The organism is Mycobacterium pseudokansasii, assembly GCF_900566075.1.
In the GTDB taxonomy this organism is placed as follows: domain Bacteria; phylum Actinomycetota; class Actinomycetes; order Mycobacteriales; family Mycobacteriaceae; genus Mycobacterium; species Mycobacterium pseudokansasii.
This window is the reverse complement of the sequence record NZ_UPHU01000001.1, coordinates 1,199,337-1,223,831: the sequence shown is the minus strand read 5'-3', so window position 1 is coordinate 1,223,831 and position 24,495 is coordinate 1,199,337. Positions and strand designations below refer to the sequence as shown.

At 68.2% G+C, this 24,495-nt stretch carries 20 protein-coding genes, 5 pseudogenes and 1 riboswitch; of the genes and pseudogenes, 17 read left to right on the top strand and 8 right to left on the bottom strand.

Annotation, left to right across the window (positions count from 1 at the left end; translation table 11 throughout):
• Positions 1-99: 99 nt before the first annotated feature.
• Both EET10_RS05695 and EET10_RS05690 read left to right on the top strand, forming a co-directional pair.
• Positions 100-736: pseudogene (locus EET10_RS05695) on the top strand (PE family protein); the annotation flags it as partial.
• A 153-nt stretch (positions 737-889) separates the two neighbouring features.
• Entirely contained in the window at positions 890-2,290 is a 1,401-nt protein-coding gene (locus EET10_RS05690) for an APC family permease (RefSeq protein WP_036398242.1), read from the top strand.
• Positions 2,291-2,341: 51 nt separating this feature from the next.
• On the opposite strand, the gene EET10_RS05685 is transcribed toward EET10_RS05690, so the two are convergent.
• Complete coding sequence (locus EET10_RS05685) at positions 2,342-2,866, bottom strand: bifunctional adenosylcobinamide kinase/adenosylcobinamide-phosphate guanylyltransferase (RefSeq protein WP_036398244.1); 525 nt, start codon at positions 2,864-2,866, stop codon at positions 2,342-2,344.
• Positions 2,867-3,046: 180 nt separating this feature from the next.
• A complete protein-coding gene (locus EET10_RS05680; protein ID WP_063467731.1) occupies positions 3,047-4,765 on the bottom strand; it encodes a PPE family protein in 1,719 nt (572 codons plus the stop codon).
• 178 nt (positions 4,766-4,943) lie between these two features.
• A riboswitch (cobalamin riboswitch) is annotated at positions 4,944-5,124 on the bottom strand.
• Positions 5,125-5,203: 79 nt separating this feature from the next.
• Between EET10_RS05680 and EET10_RS29475 the strand changes: the two genes are divergently transcribed.
• Positions 5,204-5,344, top strand: coding sequence for a hypothetical protein (locus EET10_RS29475; RefSeq protein ID WP_167480130.1), 141 nt, complete (start codon positions 5,204-5,206; stop codon positions 5,342-5,344).
• Here the strand turns inward: EET10_RS29475 and EET10_RS05675 are convergent.
• Positions 5,341-6,210: a MaoC family dehydratase gene (locus EET10_RS05675; RefSeq protein ID WP_099188041.1), complete on the bottom strand. Its 870-nt coding sequence runs from the start codon at positions 6,208-6,210 to the stop codon at positions 5,341-5,343. The genes EET10_RS29475 and EET10_RS05675 overlap by 4 nt on opposite strands.
• Before the next feature lie 94 nt (positions 6,211-6,304).
• On the opposite strand from EET10_RS05675, the gene EET10_RS05670 reads away from it, so the two are divergent.
• The 5 genes from EET10_RS05670 to EET10_RS05650 all read left to right on the top strand — a co-directional run bounded on the left by EET10_RS05670 (position 6,305) and on the right by EET10_RS05650 (position 11,257).
• A complete protein-coding gene (locus EET10_RS05670) occupies positions 6,305-7,030 on the top strand; it encodes a histidine phosphatase family protein (RefSeq protein WP_036398246.1) in 726 nt (241 codons plus the stop codon).
• 41 nt (positions 7,031-7,071) lie between these two features.
• Positions 7,072-9,078, top strand: coding sequence for an SDR family oxidoreductase (locus EET10_RS05665; protein ID WP_036399385.1), 2,007 nt, complete (start codon positions 7,072-7,074; stop codon positions 9,076-9,078).
• Between the two features lie 129 nt (positions 9,079-9,207).
• Complete coding sequence (locus tag EET10_RS05660) at positions 9,208-9,858, top strand: 2OG-Fe dioxygenase family protein (protein ID WP_081260683.1); 651 nt, start codon at positions 9,208-9,210, stop codon at positions 9,856-9,858.
• A gap of 32 nt (positions 9,859-9,890) precedes the next feature.
• Positions 9,891-10,901 (top strand): nucleoside hydrolase, encoded by a 1,011-nt coding sequence (locus EET10_RS05655; RefSeq protein ID WP_036398248.1) that lies wholly within the window; start codon positions 9,891-9,893, stop codon positions 10,899-10,901.
• Positions 10,898-11,257, top strand: a complete 360-nt coding sequence (locus EET10_RS05650; RefSeq protein ID WP_174719676.1) for a hypothetical protein — start codon at positions 10,898-10,900, stop codon at positions 11,255-11,257. Before EET10_RS05655 ends, EET10_RS05650 begins: the two co-directional genes overlap by 4 nt.
• Positions 11,258-11,317: 60 nt before the next feature.
• Here the strand turns inward: EET10_RS05650 and EET10_RS05645 are convergent, their stop codons facing one another.
• Positions 11,318-12,430, bottom strand: coding sequence for an enolase C-terminal domain-like protein (locus EET10_RS05645; RefSeq protein ID WP_036398250.1), 1,113 nt, complete (start codon positions 12,428-12,430; stop codon positions 11,318-11,320).
• 32 nt (positions 12,431-12,462) lie between these two features.
• On the opposite strand from EET10_RS05645, the gene EET10_RS05640 reads away from it, so the two are divergent.
• Positions 12,463-14,259, top strand: coding sequence for a glycoside hydrolase family 15 protein (locus EET10_RS05640; protein WP_051490265.1), 1,797 nt, complete (start codon positions 12,463-12,465; stop codon positions 14,257-14,259).
• 204 nt (positions 14,260-14,463) lie between these two features.
• Positions 14,464-14,847, top strand: a pseudogene (locus EET10_RS05635) (alpha-hydroxy-acid oxidizing protein); the annotation flags it as partial.
• Here the strand turns inward: EET10_RS05635 and EET10_RS05630 are convergent.
• Entirely contained in the window at positions 14,838-16,424 is a 1,587-nt protein-coding gene (locus tag EET10_RS05630) for a DNA polymerase Y family protein (protein WP_167480249.1), read from the bottom strand. The pseudogene EET10_RS05635 and the gene EET10_RS05630 overlap by 10 nt on opposite strands.
• A gap of 2 nt (positions 16,425-16,426) precedes the next feature.
• The gene (locus EET10_RS05625; RefSeq protein WP_036398252.1) at positions 16,427-17,089 is read right to left on the bottom strand and encodes a hypothetical protein; all 663 of its coding nucleotides are present in this window, start codon (positions 17,087-17,089) and stop codon (positions 16,427-16,429) included.
• Positions 17,090-17,183: 94 nt separating this feature from the next.
• Between EET10_RS05625 and EET10_RS05620 the strand changes: the two genes are divergently transcribed.
• Positions 17,184-17,852 (top strand): hypothetical protein, encoded by a 669-nt coding sequence (locus EET10_RS05620; RefSeq protein WP_036398254.1) that lies wholly within the window; start codon positions 17,184-17,186, stop codon positions 17,850-17,852.
• A gap of 32 nt (positions 17,853-17,884) precedes the next feature.
• Here EET10_RS05620 and guaA read toward each other — a convergent pair whose 3' ends face one another.
• Positions 17,885-19,438, bottom strand: coding sequence for a glutamine-hydrolyzing GMP synthase (gene guaA / locus EET10_RS05615; protein ID WP_063467733.1), 1,554 nt, complete (start codon positions 19,436-19,438; stop codon positions 17,885-17,887).
• Between the two features lie 18 nt (positions 19,439-19,456).
• Positions 19,457-20,140, bottom strand: coding sequence for a winged helix-turn-helix transcriptional regulator (locus EET10_RS05610; RefSeq protein WP_122501959.1), 684 nt, complete (start codon positions 20,138-20,140; stop codon positions 19,457-19,459).
• A gap of 79 nt (positions 20,141-20,219) precedes the next feature.
• Between EET10_RS05610 and EET10_RS05605 the strand changes: the two are divergent.
• From EET10_RS05605 to EET10_RS05590, 6 genes and pseudogenes are all read left to right on the top strand, one after another.
• Positions 20,220-21,038: pseudogene (locus EET10_RS05605) on the top strand (MFS transporter); the annotation flags it as partial.
• A 64-nt stretch (positions 21,039-21,102) separates the two neighbouring features.
• A complete protein-coding gene (locus tag EET10_RS29965; protein ID WP_218028435.1) occupies positions 21,103-21,453 on the top strand; it encodes a hypothetical protein in 351 nt (116 codons plus the stop codon).
• Complete coding sequence (locus EET10_RS29960) at positions 21,444-21,719, top strand: hypothetical protein (RefSeq protein ID WP_174719674.1); 276 nt, start codon at positions 21,444-21,446, stop codon at positions 21,717-21,719. The genes EET10_RS29965 and EET10_RS29960 overlap by 10 nt, the downstream gene beginning before the upstream one ends.
• A gap of 272 nt (positions 21,720-21,991) precedes the next feature.
• A pseudogene (locus tag EET10_RS32150) lies at positions 21,992-22,075 on the top strand (alpha/beta fold hydrolase); the annotation flags it as partial.
• Between the two features lie 128 nt (positions 22,076-22,203).
• Entirely contained in the window at positions 22,204-24,120 is a 1,917-nt protein-coding gene (locus EET10_RS05595) for a PE family protein (RefSeq protein WP_122502746.1), read from the top strand.
• A gap of 142 nt (positions 24,121-24,262) precedes the next feature.
• Positions 24,263-24,469, top strand: a pseudogene (locus tag EET10_RS05590) (DUF1298 domain-containing protein); the annotation flags it as partial.
• Between the last annotated feature and the right edge of the window lie 26 nt (positions 24,470-24,495).

Below are 24,495 nucleotides of genomic sequence, written 5' to 3'. Positions count from 1 at the left end.
TCGCAGTACTGGCATCCGGCAATTCAAGCCGAGCCATAGAAACCAACACGCGCCCTGAGGGATTGGCGTTGGGCTCGCACCGGTCGAGCGGAGGACTCCATGTCGTATGTGTTCGCAACCCCGGAGATTATCGCCACAGCCGCAACAGACTTGGCCGGAATCAGGTCGTCGATCGAATCCGCGACCGTGGCGGCATCGGCGCCGACGGTGCAGGTGCAAGCGGCCGCCGCCGACGAGATATCGACGGCGATCGCAGCGCTATTCGGCCGGCACGCCCTCGCATACCGGGAGGCCTACATGCAGGCGAGGGCGTTTCACGAGCGCTTTGTGCAGGCACTGGCCTTTGGTGCCAGCCAGTACGCCAGCGCCGTGGCAGCCAATGTTGAGCAGACTTCTGCTGGACGCCATCGACGGGCCCACCCAATTCCTGCTGGGACGCCCGCTGATCGGAAACGGCGCCGATGGCACAACGACCAGCCCCAACGGCGGGGCCGGTGGGCTGTTGTTCGGCAACGGCGGCAACGGCTTTTCCGCCACCACCGGCGGCGCACCCGGTGGTAACGGCGGGTCTGCCGGGTTGATCGGCAACGGCGGGGCCGGCGGCAACGGCGGGGTCGGCGCCAACCCCGGAACCGGCGGGATTGGCGCCGCCGGCGGCAACGGCGGGACGTTGTTCGGCGTACCGGGGACCACGGCGCCGACGGAACCTAAACGTAACCCGGCAATTGCGGGCGGTAATCCGCGGCGGTGGCGTCGCAGTGACGCCGTCGCCGTGAACTCGCCGCCCCAATAAGTGCGCCCCGCGTCAATCTATGGCACCGTCGCACGTCCAGTGCTAACAACTGAGTGCTAACACCGCGTGCAACGGATGTCATAAGGAGGACCCCCGATCGGCAAACTTGGCTTCCGGAGCGTTGTGATGCTCGGGATCAACTCGATAATCGGTGCCGGCATCTTCCTGACCCCGGGTACGGTGATCAAGCTCGCGGGACCATGGGCGCCCGTCGCCTACATCCTGGCGGGTCTTTTCGCGGGCATCATGGCACTGGTCTTTGCCGGCGCGGCCAGATACGTCAAGACCAATGGCGCATCATATGCCTATACGACAGCCGCTTTCGGGCAGAAAATCGGTATCTATGTCGGCGTGACCCATGCGATCGTCGCATCCATCGCCTGGGGCGTGCTGGCGTCGCTGTTCGTCTCGACATTGTTGAAAGTGACTTTCCCAGAGAAGAATTGGGCTGACGACAGCGAGCTGCTGAGCGTGAAGACGTTGACGTTCCTCGGGTTCATCGTCGTGCTGTTGGTCATCAATATTTTCGGGAACCGGGCGATCAAATGGGCAAACGGGATCTCGACGGTAGGCAAGGTTTCGGGGCTTTCCGTCTTTATCGTCGGCGGCCTGTGGCTCATCGTCACCCATCACCCGAGCGATTACGGAACGGCAAGTGCACCAGGCGTTTACCAACCGGCCCCCTATGCGTTGTTCGGTGGGATTCAGCTTGCGCACGGTGCCGTTTCGGGATTGATCCTTGCCACCATCGCGGCGTTGTATGCTTTCACCGGTTTCGAATCGATCGCCAACGCCGCCGAGGAGATGCACGAGCCGGAGCGGACGCTGCCGAAAGCCATTCCGCTCGCGATCCTCGGAGTCGGCGCCGTCTACGTGCTTGCTGTCGCAGTGGCGATGCTGCTGGGATCGGACAAGGTTGTCGAATCCAACGCCACGGTGCGACTGGCGGCGGCCATCGACGACGGTCCGTTGCGCACGACCGTCGTTCTCGGCGCCTTGGTTTCGATGTTCGGCATCAACGTAGCCGCCTCGTTTGGTGCGCCGCGCGTGTGGACAGCGCTGTCGGACACCCGGATCCTGCCGGCACGATTATCGACGCAGAATCGATTCGGCGTCCCGATGATCGCATTCGCGATCACGGCATCGTTGGCCTTGGCTTTCCCACTGGCACTTCGCTTTGACAGCGTGAACCTGATCGGGCTTGCGGTGATCGCGCGGTTCATCCAGTTCATCATCGTCCCGATCGCTCTGGTCGCACTGGCCCGGGACACCGCCGACGACCGGGCGACGACGAAGCGAAACTCGTTGACCGACAAAGTGTTACCGATGGCTGCCGTTACCGTCTCGGTGGCATTGGCGGTGTCGTTCGACTACCGGACCATCTTCGCCACACCGCAGGGTGGCGCCAACTATTTCTCGATCGCGTTGATTGTGATCACGTTCTTGGTAGTGCCGGCGATCGCCTATCTGCACTACCACCGAACCGTTGACCGATAAGGTCGCGACCGCGCGATCACGTCCATGTCGAGCGCGTGCGTCGTCGGGCCCTCACAGCTTGAGAACGCGACCCGCGATGAGCAAGTGCACCTCGTCGCAGACGTTTGCCACACGTTGGTTGATGGTGCCCAGCAAATCACGGAATAACATCCCCGAACGATGGGCGGGTACCACACCTAAGCCGACCTCATTCGTCACCACGATCGCATCGGTCAGTGCGGTCAGTGCCGCGCACAACGTGTCCAGTCGCTGCTCGACCGCAGCATAGGCCTCAGCGGACGTGGCGTTCCACAATGCCTCGCCATCCATGAGGGCGGTTAGCCAAGTGCCCAGGCAGTCCACCAGGACGGGACACCGCGTGTTGGACAAAGCCGTTGCGACGTCCGCGGTTTCGATCGTCAGCCAGGTCGGTGGGCGACGAGCGCGGTGCAGCGCGACCCGGGAATCCCAGTCCGGGTCGCTGCCATCGGCGTGGCGGCCCGGAGTGATGCAGACAGCCTCTACGGCATTGGCCAACAAGGCTTCGGCGTGCGTGGACTTTCCCGAGCGGACTCCACCGGTGACCAGTATCCGCATCGCGTCATCGTAAGCACCTCGTTCGTGCGCAACCGGTGGCCGCCCGGGCGGCTGGTGTGCTGCTGGACTTGGTAGCCGACCGCGCGTCCGGCGCCCCTCGGTGGCTGCACCATTACGCGGTCTTCGGGAGCCTCGCAACAACGACGGTCACGCTGTCCCGCCGTGGCACGACAGTGTCGTTCACTCCGAAGGTGAGTCGTGGGGTAGCGCCTGGTCGAAGCCCCACGTGCCCGGCAATATTGGCGCGCGTGGGCTGCTCGGGAATGTTTCGGTGGATAGCGTGATCAATCCTGCGGCCGGTCTGGAACCGGCCGGTTGCGTGGTCCCGGCGAACCCCAGGGTTCCTGCTCCCTGGTCTGGTGCCGCCAGGGTCGTCGGCCCGCTCGGGTCGTGCTCGGCCGCCACGGTGATGGGCTCCAGATCCAGGTATTCATAACCGCGGCCGAGCTGTTTGACTTTCACCCGTCGACGCCACTGCCGTCGAGGTTTTTCCTGAGGTGTCGCCGCGACCGCTGGGGCCTCGGCACCCTCGGGTTGTGGTGCCGCCTTTCGGGAGCGGGTGCCCGTGGGCCTCTTGGCATCCGCGCTCAGGCCACCGACCAGGTAGCCGAAGTTGTCCATCCCGACACCCAGCCCCGTGTTGCTCACCGGCGGCGCTGCGGCAGCCGGCGGCGGCGGTCCGGGCGGGGGCGCCTGGACGCTCGCCTCCACGGGCGGCTGAATCGGGGTCGTGGTGGAGGTCGGGGCGCTGGCGCCAAGTGCCGCAAGGGGCGGCACGGTCGGTGTGACGGGCGGGGGCGCTGGCGGCACGGCCGCCACTGCCACCAGCCCTTTGACACCGATCGGTGCCAGCACAGCGCCGGCAGCCATGGGTACCAATGGGGCAGTCAGCAGCGGCACCACGACGCTGAGTAGCACCGCAGTCTGCTCCAACAGCGTCTTAAGCAGCGCAATCGTGTCGGTGATGATCGTGCCGATGGCTTCGACACCGGTGAACAAAATAGTGAACCCGATCGTCACCGGGTTACCGGTAGCGAAGGCCGCGGCGAGATCTGCCCCGATAAAGGTGAAGGTTTGCGACAACAGTGCCACGTACGTGCCGATATCCATCGGGTAGCCAAGTGCGAACGCGATGTTCAGCGGGCTCAGATAGGTAAGCGGGTTGCCAAGAATGACCAGGTAAGGGTCGATCCCGGCAAACATCGTCTGGAAGAACGGCAGGTTCGCCAGCCAATCGACAAACGGTTGTACGACGTTGTTGTAGAAGTCGGTATACATCTGCCACAACCATTGCTGGAACTGGCGCAGCGGGTCCGAACTCGATATTCCGGCCTCGGCGGCCCTAACCAGCTCCGCGTCCGTTTTCATGATCGGCGGCGCCGGCGGGGACTGCGGTGAGGCGACAACAGCCGCAGTCGAGACCGCGTGATAGGTGCCCATTACGACGGCGGCCTGTACCCACATCCGCACGTAGTCGGCCTCGTTGAGCGCGATCGAGATCGTGTTGATGCCAAAGAAATTCGTCGCCGTCAATACTGCGTGCGCGGCATGGTTGGCGGCCAACTCAGCCAAAGTTGGCATCGCGGCCACGGCGGCGGTGTATGCGGTAGCCGCGGTTTGTTGGTGAGCGGCCAATGCGGCGCTGTCGGCGCTGGCCTGCGTGAGCCAAGCAAGATAAGGAGCATGGGCGGCCGCGTATTCCGCGCCGCTTGGGCCTTCCCAGCTATCCGCCTGCGCCCCGGCCACCAGCGCGGCCAGCTCGTCGGCCGTCTCGGCGTAGGCATTGCTCAACGACTCCCATGCGGCCGCCGACGCCAGCAACGGGCCCGGGCCGGGGCCGCTGCTCAGCAGCGCCGAATGCACCTCCGGGGGTGCGGCCATCCAGATGGGGGCGCTCATCAACAGCCGCCCGCGGGTGGATGCACCGACCGGCTGGTCGGCACGTGCACAGCAGGGCCGCGGTCCGCCTCACCGACGGTGAGCGGGCGGCGGCGTCGGCTCCTCGACGCCCCCGCCTGCCGCGACCTCATGGCATAGGTCATGACGGTTCGCTCTCTCCGGGGTACACCGCCCCAGGTTCGCAGGGCACGATGACGCGAGTCTCCTGGCTCTCGGATCGCCGCTCGCCTCGCCTTCCAGCACGTGGCCGTGGCCGATGAGGGTCGCTCCCCGATTACAGTGGCGGGACCGCGCCGGCTTCGCACCGGCTTCCTGCATTCGTCATCGCCTTACCCGCAACATCATCGCACCCGGACAACACCGTCGCCATCCCGACCTGTCACCTGGGTTTGCCGGTGAGGGGCTACGGAAGCGCGGCGAGAGTGCGCACTACATCCGGTGACGACGAAGATGCCCCCCGGATTTCCCTTGGTGTCGACGACGTATCGGGACCGCCACGTCTTCCATGGCGCCGCCCTGCAGCCATGCGAGCTGACGCCCGAGCAGAACTCCGAGCTGACGCCCGAGCAGAACTCCTAGGCCACGTACTCCACCGCGCCGTCGTCGAGCACCACCCGCGACTCGGAGCCATCCGCACCAGACGCCTCGGTGCGATACACCGCGCGGCCCGGCTCGGTGCGCCAGATCAGCGTGGTCAGCGTCTCGCCGGGGAACACCGGCGAGGTGAACCGCGCCGCGATCGACGTGATGTTGGCGGCCACGCCGCCGCCGAGTTCGGCGACCAGCGCGCGTCCGGACACGCCGTAGGTGCACAGCCCGTGCAGGATCGGCTTGGGAAAGCCGGCCAGCTCCTTGGCGAACCAGGGGTCGCTGTGCAACGGGTTGCGGTCGCCGGAGAGCCGGTAGATCAGCGCTTGATCCTCACGCGTGGGCAGGGCGACCCGGGCGTCGGGCTCGCGGTCGGGGAATTCCGGGGCGGGAGGCCGCTGACCCGGCTCCCCCCCGAAGCCGCCCTCGCCGCGGATCACCAGGGTGGTCAGCGTTTCGGCGACCAGCGCGCCGCTGTCCGGGTCGCTGCCGCGCCCGCGCAACATGATGATGGCGTTCTTGCCTTCGCCTTTGTCCTGGATGTCGGCGACTTCGGAGACCACCGACAACTTTCCGGCCGGCGGCAGCGGCGCATGCAGCCGCACGGTTTGCGAGCCGTGTAACAGCCTGGCCCAGTTGAACTTTCCCACCTTGCCGGCCGCCCCGAACGCCGGACAGCAGATCACCGCATAGGTCGGCAGCACCTGCTGGGCAAGGCCGTGGCTGTTCTCCGTCGTGAACGACAGGTCCTCGGTCCCGGCACCCACCCCGAGCGCATACAGCAACGTTTCACGGTCGGTCCAGTCGAACAACATCGGCTCGGTCACCGCACCGACGGCGCCGGGGTCAATGGCCATGCGAGTCTCCTCTCGATTCCAAATCGAAGCTTTTTCTGCAGTCAACCATCGCAAACCCTTCCCAGCGACGGCATCGGCAGGGCAGGCTATCGCCATGGCCAAGCGCACCATGATCTGGAAGATGACCTGGAGAACCGCCAACGTCCTAGCTGTGCTCGCCTCGGTCATGATCATCGGCGCCTGCGGCGGCGGCGGCACGCAGGCCCGCAACATCACCGTGACCTTCATCCGCAACGCCCAATCGCAGGCCAACGCCGACGGAGTGATCAACACCGAGGTGCCCGGCACCGGGCTCACCGCTGACGGTAAGGGGCAAGCCCAGCAGCTCGCCCATCAAGTCGCGCACAACGAATTCGACAGCATCTACTCCTCGCCGATGGCCGAAGCCCAGCAGACCGCCGCACCGTTGGCAAACGAACTGGGCAAGCAAGTCGAGATCATTACCGATCTGCAGTCCATCAATGCCGGCTGGTACAACGGCGAACCCGAATCAAGGGCCAACTCGACGTATCTGCTGGCGCCTATGGGTTGGCTCAATGGCGATGCCACGAACTGCATCCCGGGGTCGATCACCGGCGACCAATTCAACAGCCAGTTCAGCAGCGCCGTCCGCAAGATCTACGACAGCGGCCACAACAAGCCGGTGGTGTTCTCCCAGGGCACGGCGATCATGGTGTGGACGCTGATGAACGTGAAGAACCCCAAGCTCAACCTGTTGAACAATCATCCACTGCCCAACATCGGTCGTGTCGTCGTCACCGGCAACCCGATCGACGGCTGGAAGCTGGTGGACTGGGACGGCATCCGCAACTTCACCTGACCGGTTGACGGGTGCGGCCACCAGCCGCCACGATGGGCTGCATGCGATATGTCGTTACCGGCGGTACCGGGTTTATTGGTCGCCGTGTCGTCTCTCGGCTGCTCGATACCCGGCCCGACGCGCAGGTGTGGGTGCTGGTCCGCCGTCAGTCGCTGGGACGTTTCGAACGCCTGGCGGCCGAATGGGGTGAGCGAGCCAAACCGCTGGTCGGCGAGCTGCGGAAGCTCGCGCTGAGCGATGAGACGCTCGACGAGCTGGGCCAGGTGGACCATGTCGTGCACTGTGCGGCGATCAACCACAGCACCGACATCACCGCGGGCGAGGCCGAGCAGCGCGCCGCCAACGTGGCGGGCACCCGGGCCGTCATCGAATTGGCACGACGGCTGGACGCCAGCTTCCACCACCTGTCGTCGATCGCGGTGGCCGGCGACTTCAACGGCGAGTACACCGAGGACGACTTCGACGTCGGCCAACAGCTGCCGACGCCATATCACCGAACGAAATTCGAAGCCGAGCAGCTGGTGCGCTCGGCACCCGGACTGCGCTACCGCATCTACCGCCCGGCGGTGGTGGTGGGCGATTCGCGCACCGGCGAGATGGACAAGGTCGACGGGCCGTACTACTTATTCGGGGTGCTGGCCAAGGTGGCGGTACTGCCCACGTTGACCCCGATCATGCTTCCCGACACCGGGCGCACCAACATCGTCCCGGTCGACTATGTCGTCGACGCGCTGGTGGCACTCATGCACGCCGACGGTCGCGACGGGCAGACCTTCCACCTCACCGCTCCGAAAACCATTGGTCTGCGGGGCATTTACCGCGGCGTTGCCCCGGCGGCCGGGCTGCCGCCGCTGCGCGGGTCGTTGCCCCGTTCGGTGGCCGCCCCGGTGCTCAACGCGAGCGGGCGGGCCAAGGTGCTGCGCAACATGGCCGCCGCCCAGCTCGGCATCCCCGCCGAAATCTTCGACCTGGTCGACCTCAAGCCCACCTTCGCCTCGGACGAAACCCGGAAGGCGTTGCGCAGCAACGGGATCGAAGTTCCCGAGTTCGCCGACTACGCACCCCGGCTGTGGCGGTACTGGGCGCAGCACCTCGATCCCGATCGCGCCCGCCGCGACGACCCCCGCGGGCCGCTGCACGGCCGCCACGTCATCATCACCGGCGCCTCCAGCGGTATCGGGCGGGCGTCGGCCGTCGCCGTCGCGCAGCGCGGCGCAACGGTATTCGCGCTGGCCCGCAACGCCGACGCACTGGACCGGCTGGTCGCCGAGATCCGCGCGAGCGGCGGGCGGGCGCACGCCTTCACCTGCGATGTCACCGACTCGACGTCGGTGGAGCACACCGTCAAAGACATCCTGGGCCGCTTCGGCCATGTCGACTATCTGGTGAACAACGCCGGCCGGTCGATCCGCCGCTCGGTGGTCAACTCCACCGATCGGTTGCACGACTACGAACGGGTCATGGCGGTCAACTACTTCGGCGCGGTGCGGATGGTGCTGGCGCTGCTGCCCCATTGGCGCGAACGCCGGTTCGGTCACGTGGTCAACGTCTCCAGCGCCGGGGTTCAGGCCCGCAACCCGAAGTACAGCTCGTATCTGCCCAGCAAGGCGGCGCTGGACGCGTTCGCCGACGTGGTCGCCTCCGAGACGCTGTCGGACCACATCACCTTCACCAACATCCACATGCCGCTGGTGGCCACGCCGATGATCACCCCGTCGCAGCGGCTCAACCCGGTGCGGGCGATCAGCGCCGAGCATGCGGCGGCCATGGTGGTGCGTGGTCTGGTGGAGAAGCCGGCGCGGATCGACACCCCGCTGGGCACGCTGGCCGAGGCCGGCAACTACTTCGCGCCCAAGGTTTCGCGGCGCATTCTGCACCAGCTGTACCTGGGCTATCCCGATTCGGCTGCCGCGCGCGGGTTGCCGTCGGCCCCGGCGACGCCCCCGAGACGTAAGCCGAAGCGCCCGGTGCGTGCCGTCATCGTCGGCATCCGGACACCCCGGCCGGTCCGGCAGCTGGCGCGGTTGGTGCCCGGCCTGCATTGGTAGGCCCACGGTTTAAGGGGCGCCGGATCGCGGTATTCGACCGCGGTGACTCCGATTTCCGGCGACAACCGGACGGACGCCGACCCGGTAGCCGCCGCGGCCACGCTGCTCACCGCGACCGGCGTCGCCGTCATGTCGGCGCTCGACCTGACACGCAGCCTCGGCGTGGGCCGGGAAGCGTGGACCCGATTCGCCCGGCATTGGAACGATTTGGCGCCGGATCCCTATGCAGCGGAACTGGGTGTCCAGCGACTGCGGCGATACGGCAACTATGTGTGGTGTGGCGCGGCATGGCGCGTGCTGCCCAACCGCGCGTTCGCGCAGCCGGACAACTCCAACCCGCTCTACATCGGCAAGAACCGTGACTTCGAGCCGTTGACGGATGCGTTCGCCGAAGATCCGCTGTTGCAGTCCTTGATGGGCGTGCTTGCCCAGGCGGCTGCGGCCCTGGACGACGCGGCCGAATGGGATGTCAAGGTGCATCCGTTCCGCGTCCAGTCGGTGGCCGGCAGCGACGGGCGGCCGGCGCCCGAGGGCTTGCACCGCGACGGCGTCACCCTGGTCAGTTCGCTGCTGGTCGGTCGGCGCAATGCCCTCGGCGGCCAGAGTTCGGTGTGCGACGTGGACGGCCGCCCGTTGCTGACCGCGACGTTGGACGAGCCGGGTACATTGCTGCTCGGCGACGACCGCCGTACCCTGCACGACGTGTCGCCGATCCGGCCGATCGACAATTCTGAGCCGGCGCAACGTGACGTCCTGGTGATCACCTTCGCATCGCGCTGAAACGCCGGGATGGCTGCCTTAATGTCTAGACGGTGAAGCCCGTTTTCGTCGACGTCGACACCGGCGTCGACGACGCATTGGCATTGCTGTACCTGCTGGCCAGCTCCGAGGCGGATCTGGTGGGCATCGCATCGACAGGCGGAAACGTTGCGGTACAACAGGTTTGCGAAAACAACCTGGGCCTGCTCGAGTTGTGCCGAGTCACCGGCATACCGGTGTCCAAGGGTGCCGGCGCCACCCTGACCGGCCCGATGCGAGACCCCTCGAGATCCCACGGACCCAGGGGTCTGGGGTATGCCGAATTGCCGCCCGCGGACGCCCGGGTCACCGGCTACGATTCCGCGACAGCCTGGGTGCGCGCGGCCCACGCCTTTCCCGGTGAACTGATCGGTGTGGCGACCGGCCCATTGACCAATCTGGCGACGGCGTTGCGCGCCGAGCCCGCGCTGCCGGCGTTGCTGCGCCGACTGGTGGTCATGGGCGGCTGCTACGACGGAACTGCGGCGGCGGAATGGAATATCAGCGTTGACCCCGAGGCGGCGGCCGAGGTGCTCGCCACCTGCTCCGAAAGCCCTGAGCCGCAATGCATTCCGATTCTGTGCGGCCTGGACCTGACCCGCAAGGTCGCGATGACGCCCCAGCACCTCGCCCGACTGGCCGAAGCCGCGGGTGCGGCGACCACGACGATGAGTGCCCACGACCCACGCGGGACCAGGTCGACGGCGTCCAATCCGCTGATCCGGCTGGTCGAAGATGCGATGCGCTTCTACATGGAGGCCCATTACGACAATGGACAGGAATATCTGGCGCATCTGCATGATCCACTGGCCGCGGCGGCCGCCCTGGATCCGGCGCTCGTCGCGATCCGCCCCGCCACCGTCGACGTCGAGCTGACCGGAACCCGCGGCAGGACCGCGACCGACTGGACGGGACGCCGAAAACCCAATGCGCTGATCGGCATCGGTGTCGACGCGGCGGTGTTCTTCGACCGGTTCATCGCGCGGGTTGGAACGTTCGCGCGCCGGGTAGCCGAAGGCGTATGAGACTTCGCCGCATCGAACTGCTGCGTGGGGGCTGGGGCGCCGTGCTGCTCACCGCTCCCACCATGGTGCTGAACCGGATCCACGGGGTGCACGTCGACCGCAACGCGCTGGTCGTCACTCGGGTGCTGGGGGCGCGTCATCTGGTCCAGGCGCTGCTGTCCGGCCCGAACCCGGGGCCGGCGGCGCTGGCGGCCGGCGTCCTGGTGGATACCGTGCACTCGATAACCGCATTCGGGCTGGCCATGGTGGACCGGCGCCGAGCCCGCGGCGGCGTCGCCGACGGGCTCGTGGCCGCGACCTGGGCGGGGCTGGGCTGGCATCACCTGCACAGCGCGCGGGGCACGCGCCCAGCGTGACGTCAGTGCGAGTTTCGCGCCGGATTTTCGCGCTGACGTCACGCTCGGCGACCCGAACCATCACGCGACCCGGTATTGCTCGAGGTCGGCGTGCTTGACGGTGAGCCCGTGCCCCGGCGCGCTGCGATCCGGACGCAGCAGGCCGCCCGGTTCGGGATCGACGGTGCCGTCGAACGCCAGCCCCTCGATGCGTACATGGTCGTGGAAGTACTCCAAATGGCGCAGGTGCCAGACGGCGACGCCGACCTGGCCGCTGATCTGCGGGGCGCAGTGCAGTGAGAGGTCGATGCCGCGCGCGTCGCACAGGGCGGCAACCTTGAGCACCCCGGTGATGCCCAGGGCGCGGGTGACGTCGGCCTGCAGGCAGTCGACCGCGCCCGCGGCCAGCATCTGGTGGAAATACGGCAGGTGGTAGCCGTATTCGCCGGCGGCGACGTCCATGCCGGCCGGGCCGTGCTCGCACAGCTGGTGCAGGCCGTCGAGATCGTCGGAGCTGACCGGCTCTTCGAACCAACGCACGTCGTACTCGGCGAAGCGCTGTGCCCACAGCAGCGCTTGTTTGCGGTGGTAGGCGCCGTTGGCGTCGACGAACAGCTCGACGTCGTCGCCGATGGCCGACCGGGCCGCCGCCACCCGGCCCAGGTCGGCATCCGGGTCGCTACCCACTTTCATCTTGACCCGCGGAATGCCGGCCTCGACCCAGCCGCACAGCTGCGCGCGCAAGGTGTCGTTGTCGTAGGAGGTGAACCCACCGCTGCCGTAGACCGGGGTGGCGTCGTGCCCGGCACCGAGCGCGATCACCAGCGGCTCGTCGAGCAGCCGCGCCCGTAGGTCCCACAGCGCGATGTCGACCGCCGAGATCGCGCAGGCCACCACACCGGGCTTGCTCAGGTTGCGGACGGCGTGCTGCATTTGCGCCCATCGGGCCGGCGGCTGCAATGCATCCGCGCCGGTCAGGACGTCGGCGAGGTTGGCGCCCACCACCGTCGCCACCGCGGTGCCACCGTAGGTGTAACCGGTCCCCACCTGCCCGCCGGCCCGCACACTCACCAGGACGAAGGTGGTCGAGTCCCAGGCCAGGGTGCCGTCGGACTCCGGGGCGTCGGTGGGAATGGTGTAGGCCGAGGCTTCGACGGATTCGACAGGGATCGGTTCACCCGCGTGCAATGTCATGCCCGGGTGACTACCCGCAACCCAAACGGGGTATGCCGCTTCGCGTGGACGACAGACCACCGGTGGCCGAGCTGCTGTCGCCGCATGTGTTGCGCGAATACGCGTTGCTCGCCGACGGTGAACGCGGAATCGTCATCGGGCCGCGCGGCGACTGCTGCTGGATGTGCCTGCCGCGCTGGGACAGCCCGGCGGTGTTCGGCTCGCTGCTGGGCGGCAACGGCGTGTACGCCGTCTCGCCGGATCATCCGCGGTTCGTGTGGGGCGGACGCTACGAGCAGGGGTCGATGATTTGGCGGTCGCGTTGGGTGACCACCGACGGGCTCGTCGAGTGCCGGGAGGCGCTGGCCTTCCCCGGGGACCCGCACACCGCGGTGGTGCTGCGCCGCATCAGCGCTCTCGACGTACCGGCCCGGATGCGGATCGCGCTCGACGTGCGAGCGGATTTTGGCACCGCGCCGATGTCGCAGTTGCGCTGCCGCGACGGGGTGTGGACCGGACGGTCGGGACCGCACCGGTTCCGCTGGACCGGGGCCGGCGATGCCACCCGCAGCGGCGACGGCCCGCTGCAGGCGGTGATCGAGGTGGTTCCGGGACGCGACCACGACCTGGTCCTGGAACTGTGCGATCAGGAACTGCCCACCGCCGCCGCGCGGCCCAACGACGCCTGGCGTGACACCGAAAATGCTTGGGCAGCAGCGGTTCCCACCATATCGGGGTCACTGGCCGACGCCGACGCGCAAACCGCCTACGCGGTACTGCGCGGGCTGACCAGCAGCGGCGGGGGCATGGTGGCCGCCGCCACCATGTCGCTGCCCGAACGGGCCGAGCAGGGCCGCAACTACGACTACCGCTACTGCTGGATCCGCGACCAGTGCTACGCCGGACAAGCTGTCGCCGCCGCCGGAGCCCACCCGTTGATCGACGACGCCGTCGGGTTCGTCAGCGAACGCGTCCTGGCCGACGGTGCCAGCCTCAAGCCGGCCTACTGCATCACCGGCGACCTGGTGCCCGAAGAGCAGGACCTGGATCTGCCGGGCTATCCCGGCGGCACCGTCAAGACCGGCAATTGGGTGACCGACCAATTCCAGTTGGACGCGTTCGGCGAGGCGCTGCTGTTGCTGGCGGCCGCCGCCCGGCTTGACCGGCTGGACACCGGGCATTGGCGGGCCGTGGAGACGCTGGTGGAGTCCATCGAAAAGCACTGGCGCGAACCCGATGCCGGAATCTGGGAGATCGACGACCGGCGCTGGGCGCATTCCCGGCTGACGTGTGCGGCGGGCCTGCGGCGCATCAGCGAGGTCGCGCCCGCGCGCCAGGGCGCGCAGTGGCAACGTCTGGCGGATCTTCTTGTCGCCGATACCAATTCGGACTGCCTGCATCCCGACGGACGATGGCAGCGCGCGCCCGATGACCCGCGAATCGACGCGGCGCTACTGATACCGTCGATCCGCGGCGCGATCCCGGCAACCGACCCGCGCAGCGTCGCCACCGTGGCCGCGGTGCGCACCGACCTCGGCCGGCATGGGTTCGTGTACCGGTTCCAACCGGGCAAGCGACCACTCGGCGAGGCCGAGGGCGCCTTCCTGCTCTGCGGATTCCTGATGGCGCTGGCCGATCACCAGCAGGGCAACAACCTGGCAGCCGTGCGCTGGTTCGAACGAAACCGCACCGCCTGCGGTCCGCCCGGTCTGTTCACCGAGGAATTCGACATCGGTCAGCGTCAACTGCGCGGCAACCTGCCCCAGGCCTTCGTCCATGCGCTGCTGTTCGAAGCGGCGCACCGGCTGACGGACGGGTACGGCCCGTGCGTTGGCAGCGGAACCGGGTAATTCGCCGTTTGACCGGCGTAGCGGCGGGTAGACCACAAATTGTGACCATCGGCAATCGTCGCCGCCGGAAGTTCCCCGACCGCTCGACGGTGGCGATCCGGTGGTCCACCCGCGTAGTTGCCGCACCGAAGGAGCAGCATGCCCAAGACCGCCGACTTCATCGTTGATCGCCTGCGACAGTGAGGAATTCACCGAATCTTCGGATACCCCGGCGGCGTGCGCCGCGCCAAAGACCTTGGAGTCGACGGCATTTACTGTTCCAACCACGGCGGCCGGCAGGCCAACGGCGGACTGCCCGCACTGGATTGCCTGCCCGGCGTGCTCCAAGCCGCCGACGGGCTGCCGGTGCTGTTCGATTCGGGCGTCCGCGGCGGCGCCGACGTCATCAAAGCCCTTGCGATGGGAGCCACCGCGGTGGGGATCGGCCGGCCCTATCCCTACGGGCTGGCGCTCGGCGGTGTCGACGGCATCGTGCACGTGCTGTGCTCCCTGCTGGCCGAAGCCGATCTGATCATGGCGGTCGACGGGTATCCCTCCCGAAAGGACCTGACGCCCGAGGCATTACAACGCGTCCAGGCTTATTCATAGCTTCCCTCGAGATACCAGCGCCGCTGGCGGTAGCACAGCAGCAACGCACGCTCACTCTCCAGCAACACTTGGGCGCGGGCGGTGCGGCTTCCCCCTTGACCGGCTTCGGGCCGGTCATCCCACCACCGCTCATCGACCGGCCATGGTCCGGCCCACCAGCGCAGCCGCTCGTCGCGGCCACCGACGGTCAGCCGCGCCGGGTCGGCAGAAAACATTCCCCGACTGGTTACCCCCACCGAATTGCCTTGGACATCAAGCAATTCCACTGGGTCGTCCAGTAATACGGCCGGTGACGGCTCGGGCAGTTGGCCCGGCCACGGCTGATTCGGGTCGGCGTGCGGCACCGGCTCGTCGCCCAGCGGGGTCAACGTGATGCGCTCGGCCGGCCCGCGACCGCCGGACAGCACCGGCACCTGCACCGCCTCCGGGCCCAGCAGACCTTGCACCCGCACCAGCGCCCGCCGGGCCCGCAGCCTGTCTTCTTCACCCAGGCCTCCCCATAGCGGCAACTGCAGCGCCTCGGCGGACACCACCTCGATCGCCTGCAACCGCAGCCGCGTCACCGGCGCGGTGGGCCGGTCGCGAACGGTCCGGTTGGTCAACCATCCGTCCAGTTGCCAGCGCACCCGGTCGGCGGTGCCATCCTCGGTCAGCGGTTCGGCGCAGCGCCACACCCGGCTGCGCTCTTCGCCGTTGGCGGTGACCGCGTGAATGGCCAGCCGGGTACATCCCACGCCGGCGGCCATCAGCGCCTGATGCAACGTTCCGGCCAGCGACCGCCCGGCAAATGCCGCGGCATCGACCCGGTCGATCGGTGGATCGCAGTGCAGTACGGCGTCGAGTTCCGGCGGCGATTCGCGTCCGGAGGGAAGGCGTTCGGGTTCACCGCGGGCGAACCGGTGCGCGGCCACCGCGTCGGCGCCGAACCGGGATGCGATATCGGTGCGGGACAATGCGGCGAACTGACCGATGCTCCGAATCCCCATCCGCCACAACAGATCCGTCAACTCCTCTCGCCCCGGCCCGGACAGGCTCGGCTCGGTGGCAAGCTGACGGATCGACAACGCCGACAGGAACCGCGCGTCGTGCCCGGGCTCCACGACGCGACCGGCACGCGCGGCGTATACCGCGGTGGACAGCTGGTCGGCGACCCCGACCTGGCACTCGGCGCCGGTCACTGAGCTCACAGCCACCGCGTCGATCAGCCGCTCGGCCGCCTGCCGCTCGGACCCGAAAAACCGCGCCGCGCCACGCACCGGCAACACCAAAAGCCCGGGCCGCAACACCTCGGCACGGGGCACCAGATCGTCTACCGCCGCGATCACCCCCTCGAAAAAACGGGCGTCGCGGTCGGCGTCGGCGGTCACGATATGCAATTGCGGACAACGGGCCGCCGCCTCCCGCCGCCGTAGCCCACGGCGTACTCCGGCCGCACGCGCCGTCGCCGAGCAGGCAATCACCCGGTTGGCCAAAGTGACCGCGACCGGAGCCGTCGCCGGCAGGCCCGAGGCCGCGGCCGCCGCGACCGCGGGCCAGTCCATGCACCAGATCGCCAGCACTCGAGACGAGGCCACCAGGTTCACCCCATTAGCACTCGGCCGACCGGCTGCCCCCGCGCGCATCCGCTGACCTGTAGCCGCACCCGGCTGATCCGTCCGAATCCGGGAGTGGGGACGCCCCGGCCGCACGCCGTGATCTCGTAGCCGCAGACCCGGGCCTCCAGCCGTGTCGACCCCCCTTCCCAGTCGCCGTCGGTGACCAGCAGCGTGCACCCCCTGTTGCGAGCCCGCGCCACCACGGCCCGCGCCCGCGTCCGCGTCACCCGGCGACCACCCAGACCCAGGACCACCAGGTCCATGCCGTCGATGAGCACCGCGGCCACCTCCACCGGATCGGTCCCGGGATCCGGTATCACCGCGAGCCGGCTCAGATCCGCCCCCATCTCCACCGCAGCCAGCAGCCCGATATCCGGTTGGCCGACGATGGCGGCATTGCCCCCGGCCGCCGTCACCGCGGCCACCATGCTCAGCAGCAAGGAGCGGGCTCCGGACAGCATCGCCACCGTCCCCCGCGGCAGCAGCGCCGGCAACTCCGGAACCGCCAGCGTGGATTCCGATTCCGGCAGCAGGTCATCGGAACGAACGAGGTCTTTTCCGGACAGCACAGCGATCTGCCGGCGCAACGATTCCAGCTGCTCAGCACGGCTTCCATGCGGTGGGCGGGAGGCGAAAGCCGCAGTCATGACTCGCCCTCCTACCAACTCTTGGACCGATGTTTTCGAATATATGTTCGATACGGTCGAGTAAACACCCACTCCGCGACAGCCGTCAAGCAACATGAGAAGCTGCTGTGTGCGCTCGGTGCTGGTGTGGCTGCTGGTGTGTTTCGGCAGCGTTTTCGCGCCGGCCAGCAGCGCTGCCGGATCCTGTCACCCGGCGGAGCTGTTCGCCACCGACAACGCCTGGGTCATCACCGGCCCCGATTCGGAGGCAGCCGGCCAATTGCACGACGACTTGGAGCCGTTCGAGCGTCAAGCCGTGGTGACCATCGCCCAGACCGGCGCCGAGGTGACGGGATCGACCTTGGTCGACGGCGTGTTCTGGTCCGCTACGCTGCAGCAGATCGCCTATGAGCGCGCCCGCCAGTTCCATCTCTGCGTGGTCGACGAACCCACGCTGCACATCGCCGCCGAGGCGATGAATCGCCAGTTCCACCAGGAAACTGCACTGACCTTCGAATATCTTCCGCACGGTGCGCCCGGAGCCGACGCGATCCTCATTGCGGTGCCCGGCATCGACATCGCGCGCTTCGGCGATGCGTTGATGGCTGATTCAGCCGCACGCCAGCGACTGCTGGGCGGATCTATCACCACGGCCGACCACACCTTGCTCCTGGTCGCCGCCAACCGCGATCTCGATATCGCCCGCCAACTCGTCGAGGAGGCCGGCGGGTCCTGGACCGCGGCCACCATCGACTACGGCAGGCGCGAATTCGTCCAGACGTAACGGTGCCCGGCCCTGATGTAGGTTACTCCCGGCTACTCCCACTCGATGGTGCCCGGCGGCTTGCTGGTGATATCCAGCACCACGCGGTTGACCTCGGGCACCTCGTTGGTGATGCGGGTCGAGATGCGCTCGAGCACCTCGTAGGGCACCCGGGTCCAGTCGGCGGTCATGGCGTCCTCACTGGATACCGGGCGCAGCACGATCGGATGCCCATAGCTGCGGTTGTCGCCCTGCACACCGACCGAACGGATATCGGCCAGCAGCACCACCGGACACTGCCAGATCTGGTTGTCCAAACCCGCGGCGGTGAGTTCCTCGCGCGCGATCGTGTCAGCGCGCCGCAGCGTCTCCAGCCTGGCAGCGGTGACCTCACCGACGATCCGGATACCCAGTCCGGGCCCCGGAAATGGTTGGCGCGCAACGATTTCCTCCGGCAGACCCAACTCCCGTCCCACCGCGCGCACTTCGTCTTTGAACAACAGCCGCAGCGGCTCAACGAGTTTGAACTTCAGGTCCCCGGGCAGGCCGCCGACATTGTGGTGGCTCTTGATGTTCGCGGTCCCACTGCCGCCGCCGGATTCCACCACGTCGGGATACAACGTGCCCTGCACCAGGAACTCAACCTCGCGCCCGTCCAACACATCTCGCACCGCACCCTCGAAAGCCCGGATGAATTGCCGGCCGATGATCTTGCGCTTGCCCTCGGGATTGCTCACCCCCGACAGCGCCGCCAGGAAGGTGTCGGCCACGTCGACGGTCACCAGGTTGGCCCCGGTGGCGGCCACGAAGTCGCGTTCCACCTGCGCGCGCTCCCCCGCGCGCAACAAGCCGTGGTCGACGAAGACGCAGGTCAATCGGTCCCCGATGGCGCGCTGCACCAGCGCCGCGGCCACCGCGGAATCCACTCCGCCGGACAGCCCGCAGATGGCGTGCCCATCGCCGATCTGCACACGCACCTGCTCGATCAGTGCGTGAGCGATGTTGGCCGGCGTCCACTCCGCGCCGATCCCGGCGAACTCGTGCAGAAACCGGCCCAGCACCTGTTGCCCGTGCGGAGTGTGCAGCACCTCCGGGTGGTATTGCACCCCGGCCAGGCGCCGTTCCCGATTCTCGAAGGCGGCCACCGCCGCCCCCGCGCTGCTGGCCACCACCTCGAATCCGTCCGGGGCGGCCGTCACCGCGTCACCATGGCTCATCCAGACCGGTTGGACCTGCGGCAGGTCCGAATGAAGCTTGCCACCAAGGACTTTCAGCTCAGTCCGACCATACTCGCTGGTGCCGGTGTGGGCGACCGTCCCGCCGAGCGCCTGCGCCATAGCCTGAAACCCGTAGCAGATACCGAACACCGGCACACCCAGGTCGAACAGCTCCGGATCCAGCTTGGGAGCGCCGTCGGCGTAGACGCTGGCCGGCCCCCCGGACAGCACCAGCGCCAGCGGATCACGGGCTTTGATCTCCTCGATGGCGGTGGTATGCGGGATCACTTCGGAATACACCCGGGATTCCCGGATGCGCCGGGCGATCAATTGGGCGTATTGCGCACCGAAATCGACGACGAGCACCGGCCGCGGCGAGGCTGATTTCACGGGCACTGAGTCTAACGGCTATCGAAACTCACCTGTTTCGCCCGCTCCCGACGAGGAGGCCTCCGGCAGCGAAAACACGCTGCGCAGCGCGTCAATGGCGCGCTGGTCACCGGCAAACCTGACCCGGCGCAGCGCTGCCGCGCGCTCGGCGTCCCCCGCCCCGAGGCGGGCGGTGACCAGATCCGCCGCGCTGGCGGTGATGGTGACCGAAGGTTGGCCGACAGCGCCGGCCAGACGTCCTTGCGTGACGGCGAACTCGAAACGGCGCCCGTCGATTTCGGCACGGCAGGTCGCTTCCACGCCGGTGGCATCGGCCGAGTTGAAGCCCAGCAGGATTCCGGCAAGAAAGCCGTTCAATGGCGACACCGGACCGCTGTCGATCGGATCAACCCGGTCCAGGCCAAACCAGGCAAGGCTCTGCAAGACGGGCAGCACCCGCCGCCAGCCGAGGTCGCTGAGGGTGTAGACGGTGCGCCCGACCGGGGCCGGCAGGTCGGTCCGGTCGATGAGTCCGGCGTCGTGGAGTTCTTTGAGCCGATCGGCAAGCAGGTTGGTGGCGATCCCGGGCAGCTCGGCGCGCAGGTCACCGTAGCGACGGGCTCCCCCCACCAGCTCGCGCAGGATCAGCAACGTCCATCGCTCACCCAGGACGTCGAGCCCGCGCGCAATGGGGCAGTTCTGGTTGTAGTTGCGGGCGGCCACGCTGCCAGCCTAACCAGCTTAGACAACTTCCTCAACTTTATACTTGAATTAATTGTCTATTAACTTTAGCGCCTTGTCCATGAACACTCGACCGGTCATCCGCCCGCACCCGATTCCCGCGCTAGCCGTCATCTGCCTGTCCGTCTTCGTCATCAGCGTCGACGCCACCGTCGTCAACGTCGCCCTGCCCACGCTGTCACGCGAACTCGGCGCCGACACCGCGGCGCTGCAATGGATCGTCGATGCCTACACCCTGGTGATGTCGGGCCTGCTGCTCTCGGCCGGCAGCCTGTCCGACCGCTACGGCCGGCGGGGCTGGCTCGTTGCCGGCCTCGCGCTGTTCGCGATCACCTCAGGTATTGCCGCGCAAGTCAATTCGGCAGATGCCCTGATCGCGGCACGAGCCGCCATGGGTGTCGGCGCGGCGGTGATCTTCTCGACCACGCTGGGACTGATCACCAACATCTTCACCGATCCCGTACTACGCGCCAAGGCGATCGGATTGTGGGCGGCCATGGTCGGTGTCGGGGTCGCCGTCGGGCCCATCACCGGCGGCTGGTTACTCGAACACTTCTGGTGGGGCTCGATTTTCATGGTGAACATTCCGATCGCGGTAGCCGCCATCGCCGGCGGCATCCTGTTCGTGCCCACCCCGCGCGACCCGGCGGCGCCCTGGGTCGACACTGCCGGCCTGCTGCTGTCGGCGACCGGGATCACCGCCCTGGTCTACACCGTCATCCAGGCACCCAGCTGGGGATGGACCAGCACCCGTGCGGTAACCGGATTCGCCTTGGCCGCAACGATTCTCCTCGGGTTCGCGCTGTGGGAGCGGCGCAGCAGCCAGCCGATGCTGGAAATGTCGGTGTTCGCCAACCGGTGCTTCTCGGGCGGCAGCCTAGTAGGACGTTGACTTCGGACCGGCGTTCATCAAGATCTGCTCCTATTTTCCGTACCCGATGAAGGTGCGGCTCAACGGTCACGAGTGGGCCAAACGCCAAGCCACCCAGGCCGGCATCGCGTTCAGCGAGTTGTCCAATGGGTTTGCCTCCTGCGCGGATCCCGACGCGCTGGAGGCGATCTGTGATCGGCTGGGCCCGGGCACCATCACGGTGTTCTTCGAGCGCTGGATAAGTCGCCTGCCGCTACCGCTGACCGAGCACGACCGCACCGCGGGCTACTGGTGGGAGCTGTCGATGCGCCAAGTCGAGGTCTCACGCACCCTGGTCTTCGGCGCCCACGACACACCCGGGGGTTCTTGGAAGCCCTGGTTGCTGACAATCTCGACATCGGCCGCCCCGACAGCGTGGAGCTGATCTTCCACAGGCCCCGAGGGCTGGGCCAGCCCATCAAACTCGGCTGCATGCCCCGCGCCAGGATCGTCACCCGCGGTACCCAGGTCCTCATCAACGCCTTCTACAAAAGTTCCCCCATCAAGCAGTATGTGAAAGACGGGCGCGCGTTGCGCATCGAGACCGTGATCAATCCCGATGACCTGCGCTGCCATCGCCGCCTGATCCATTTCGACGAACTACAGGCCAAAGCTCGTGACGTCAACCATCGCCTGCTTGATACTGCTTGATACTGAACGTGTCGGCCAGGGCTGCGTCCTTGCGAGTCCAGCCTTTGAGCGGATCGCACAGCCCACCCTCACCGAGGATGGCAGGAGGGCCCCGGCCTTACGGTTCGGCGACCCCCGGGTCCAAGCCCTGACCCGCGCTTCTAGGCACCAGCGTGCTCGCCGTCACCGGCATCACCAACAAGAGCCCGCGCGCCTTGATGACCGGCCTGCTCGACGGCACCGACTACTCGATGAACCAGGTCAGCTACGACCTAACCCGCCTGCGCACTAACAAGCACGCCGGGCACTTCCTGCAGCTTGAACAGCCGGACGAGGTTGCCGAGTTGATCCTGGCGTTCATCGGCTCACCCAGCTGAGGCGCGTTTGGCCGCGCGTCGGGTCGAAACGCCTGACACCCGTTCAGGGCAGGTTTAGTCTCTCGCCAAGGCCGGTGACCAGCCGGGCGGCAACCGCTAGCCCGATGTTGATGGCGGAAGGAATGCCGATGTCGTATGTGATCGCAGCTCCCGAGATTGTTGGCGCGGTGGCCGGCGATTTGGCCACGATTGGGTCATCGATCAATGCCGCCCGGGCGCTGGCGGCGGCCCCGACGACGGGGCTGCTGGCGGCGGGCGCCGACGAGGTGTCGGCGGCCATCGCGTCGCTGTTTAGCGGGCATGCCCAGGCCTACCAGTCGGTGGCGGCGCAGGCTGCGGCGTTTCATGACCAGTTCGTGAAAGCCTTGGCCGCCGGTGCGGCGTCGTATGCGAGTGCCGAGGCGGCCAATGTCTCGCCGCTGCAGGCGCTGCAGCAAGGCGCGTTGAACCTGGTCAACGCGCCCACCGAGGCGTTGTTGGGGCGGCCACTGATCGGCGATGGGGCCAACGGGGCGCCGGGGACCGGGCAGGCCGGCGGCGACGGCGGCATTTTGTGGGGCAACGGGGGTAAGGGCGGGTCTGGGGCGATCGGCCAGGCCGGCGGTAGCGGCGGGGGCGCGGGGCTGTTCGGCAACGGCGGTGCCGGCGGGGCCGGGGGGACGGGCGCGGCCGGCGGCGCCGGCGGGGCCGGCGGGACGCTGTATGGCTCCGGTGGTGCCGGCGGGACAGGCGGGATCGCGGGAGCCGCCGGGACCGGCGGGGCCGGCGGCACCGGCGGTAACGCCGGGTTCTGGGGCAACGGCGGGGCCGGCGGCAATGCCGGGGTCGGCGCGGCCGGCGGTAACGGCGGCACCGGCGGGACGCTGGTGGGCGACGGCGGCGCCGGCGGCGCCGGCGGGGTGGGCGTGGCAGGCGGCGGTACTGGCGGGGCCGGCGGGTCCGGCGGCAACGCCGTCGGGTGGTGGGGCAATGGCGGGGCCGGCGGGGCCGGTGGGATCGGTGGCACCGGTGCCGACGGTGCCAACCCCGGTCTCGCGCCCCCGGTGACCCCGGCCGCCAACGGCACCGACAACAGCGGCAATGCCAATACACCCGGCGGCAACGGCTCACCCGGCACCGTTGCCGGGCAGGCCGGCGGCAACGGCGGCAACGCCGGCGGCACCAGCGCCTCTAGCAGTGCAACAGGTGCCTCCGGTGGATCCGGTGGCCAGGGCGGCACCGGGGCGCCCGGCGGGGACGGCGGCAAGGGCGGTTTCACCACTGTTTCCTCTGGCATTGCGACGGGTGGTACGGGCGGTGCCGGTGGTAACGGCGGGGTCGGCGCGCCGGGCGGACTCGGCGGCACCGGCGGCCTCACCACCGCGACGTTCTCTGGCACTGCTGTCGGCGGGACTGGCGGGGTCGGCGGGGCCGGCGGTACCGGCGCGCCGGGCGGCGCGGGCGGCACCGGCGGCACCGACAGCAGCGTGCTCGGCGTTGGCGGAACCGGCGGGCATGGCGGCGCCGGCGGTCCCGCTGCCAACAACGCCGGCACCGGCGGGACCGGCGGGGTCGGCGGCGCCGGGGGTCGTGGCGGGATTCTGGGCGGCAACGGCGGCGACGGCGGTGTCGGGGGTGCCGGCGGAACCGGAGGGGTCGGTGCGGCTGGCGCCGTTGGCGGGGGCGGCGGGGGCGGCGGTGCCAGCATAAATACAACCGGCGGCGACGGCGGTGACGGTGGTGACGGCGGTGTCGGGGGTGCCGGAGGCACCGGCGGCGCGGGCGCGGCCGGCGGTGCGGGCGGCGCGGGCGGGATCTTGGGTCACGCGGGTAGCACCGGGGCAGGCGGCATGGGCGGGACCGGCGGGGCCGGCGGGGCCGGCGGTAACGGTGGCGTCGGGGGCGCCGCCGGCCTGGGTCCGTCCGGCAGCGGCACGGGCGGGGTTGGCGGTGCGGGCGCCGATGGCGGGACCGGCGGCGCCGGCGGGGCCGGCGCCGCCGGAAGCGCCGGCGTCGGTGAGACCGGCGCTACCGGCGCACAGGGTAACAACGGCGCAAACGGCTGACGTCGCGTGCCCCACGGGGTGTGGGAACCGGGCCCCGCCAGCGCGAGAGGGTCCCGCGTGCTCCAATTGTCGCTATTCCCTGCCCCTTTGGGGCGTGCGGTCATCGATCGGGGCACGTGTGAGGACCGCGGCGGCGCAGCGGATGGCGGCCGTCGACGCGCAGTTCTATTGGATGTCGGCCAAAATCCCCAACGATCAGTTCCCGCTCTATGCGTTCGACGGCGAACCTCGCGATCTCGAGCGTGCACGCAAAGATGTGCGCCGCCGGGCTCGGGCTTGCCCGGACTTGAGCATGCGGGTTGACGACGCATGCATGCTGACCTACCCGCAATGGGTGCCGGCTGCCATCGGGCCCGAGCACGACGACGGCACCGG

What these genes read in the sequence shown, in the direction of transcription:
- EET10_RS05685 (WP_036398244.1), bottom strand. Translation starts at nt 2,866, where the DNA reads ATGCGGATACTGGTCACCGGTGGAGTCCGCTCGGGAAAGTCCACGCAC.
- EET10_RS05680 (WP_063467731.1), bottom strand. Translation starts at nt 4,765, where the DNA reads ATGAGCGCCCCCATCTGGATGGCCGCACCCCCGGAGGTGCATTCGGCG.
- EET10_RS05675 (WP_099188041.1), bottom strand. Translation starts at nt 6,210, where the DNA reads ATGGCCATTGACCCCGGCGCCGTCGGTGCGGTGACCGAGCCGATGTTG.
- EET10_RS05670 (WP_036398246.1), top strand. Translation starts at nt 6,305, where the DNA reads ATGGCCAAGCGCACCATGATCTGGAAGATGACCTGGAGAACCGCCAAC.
- EET10_RS05665 (WP_036399385.1), top strand. Translation starts at nt 7,072, where the DNA reads ATGCGATATGTCGTTACCGGCGGTACCGGGTTTATTGGTCGCCGTGTC.
- EET10_RS05660 (WP_081260683.1), top strand. Translation starts at nt 9,208, where the DNA reads ATGTCGGCGCTCGACCTGACACGCAGCCTCGGCGTGGGCCGGGAAGCG.
- EET10_RS05650 (WP_174719676.1), top strand. Translation starts at nt 10,898, where the DNA reads ATGAGACTTCGCCGCATCGAACTGCTGCGTGGGGGCTGGGGCGCCGTG.
- EET10_RS05645 (WP_036398250.1), bottom strand. Translation starts at nt 12,430, where the DNA reads ATGACATTGCACGCGGGTGAACCGATCCCTGTCGAATCCGTCGAAGCC.
- EET10_RS05640 (WP_051490265.1), top strand. Translation starts at nt 12,463, where the DNA reads ATGCCGCTTCGCGTGGACGACAGACCACCGGTGGCCGAGCTGCTGTCG.
- EET10_RS05625 (WP_036398252.1), bottom strand. Translation starts at nt 17,089, where the DNA reads ATGACTGCGGCTTTCGCCTCCCGCCCACCGCATGGAAGCCGTGCTGAG.
- EET10_RS05620 (WP_036398254.1), top strand. Translation starts at nt 17,184, where the DNA reads ATGAGAAGCTGCTGTGTGCGCTCGGTGCTGGTGTGGCTGCTGGTGTGT.
- EET10_RS05595 (WP_122502746.1), top strand. Translation starts at nt 22,204, where the DNA reads ATGTCGTATGTGATCGCAGCTCCCGAGATTGTTGGCGCGGTGGCCGGC.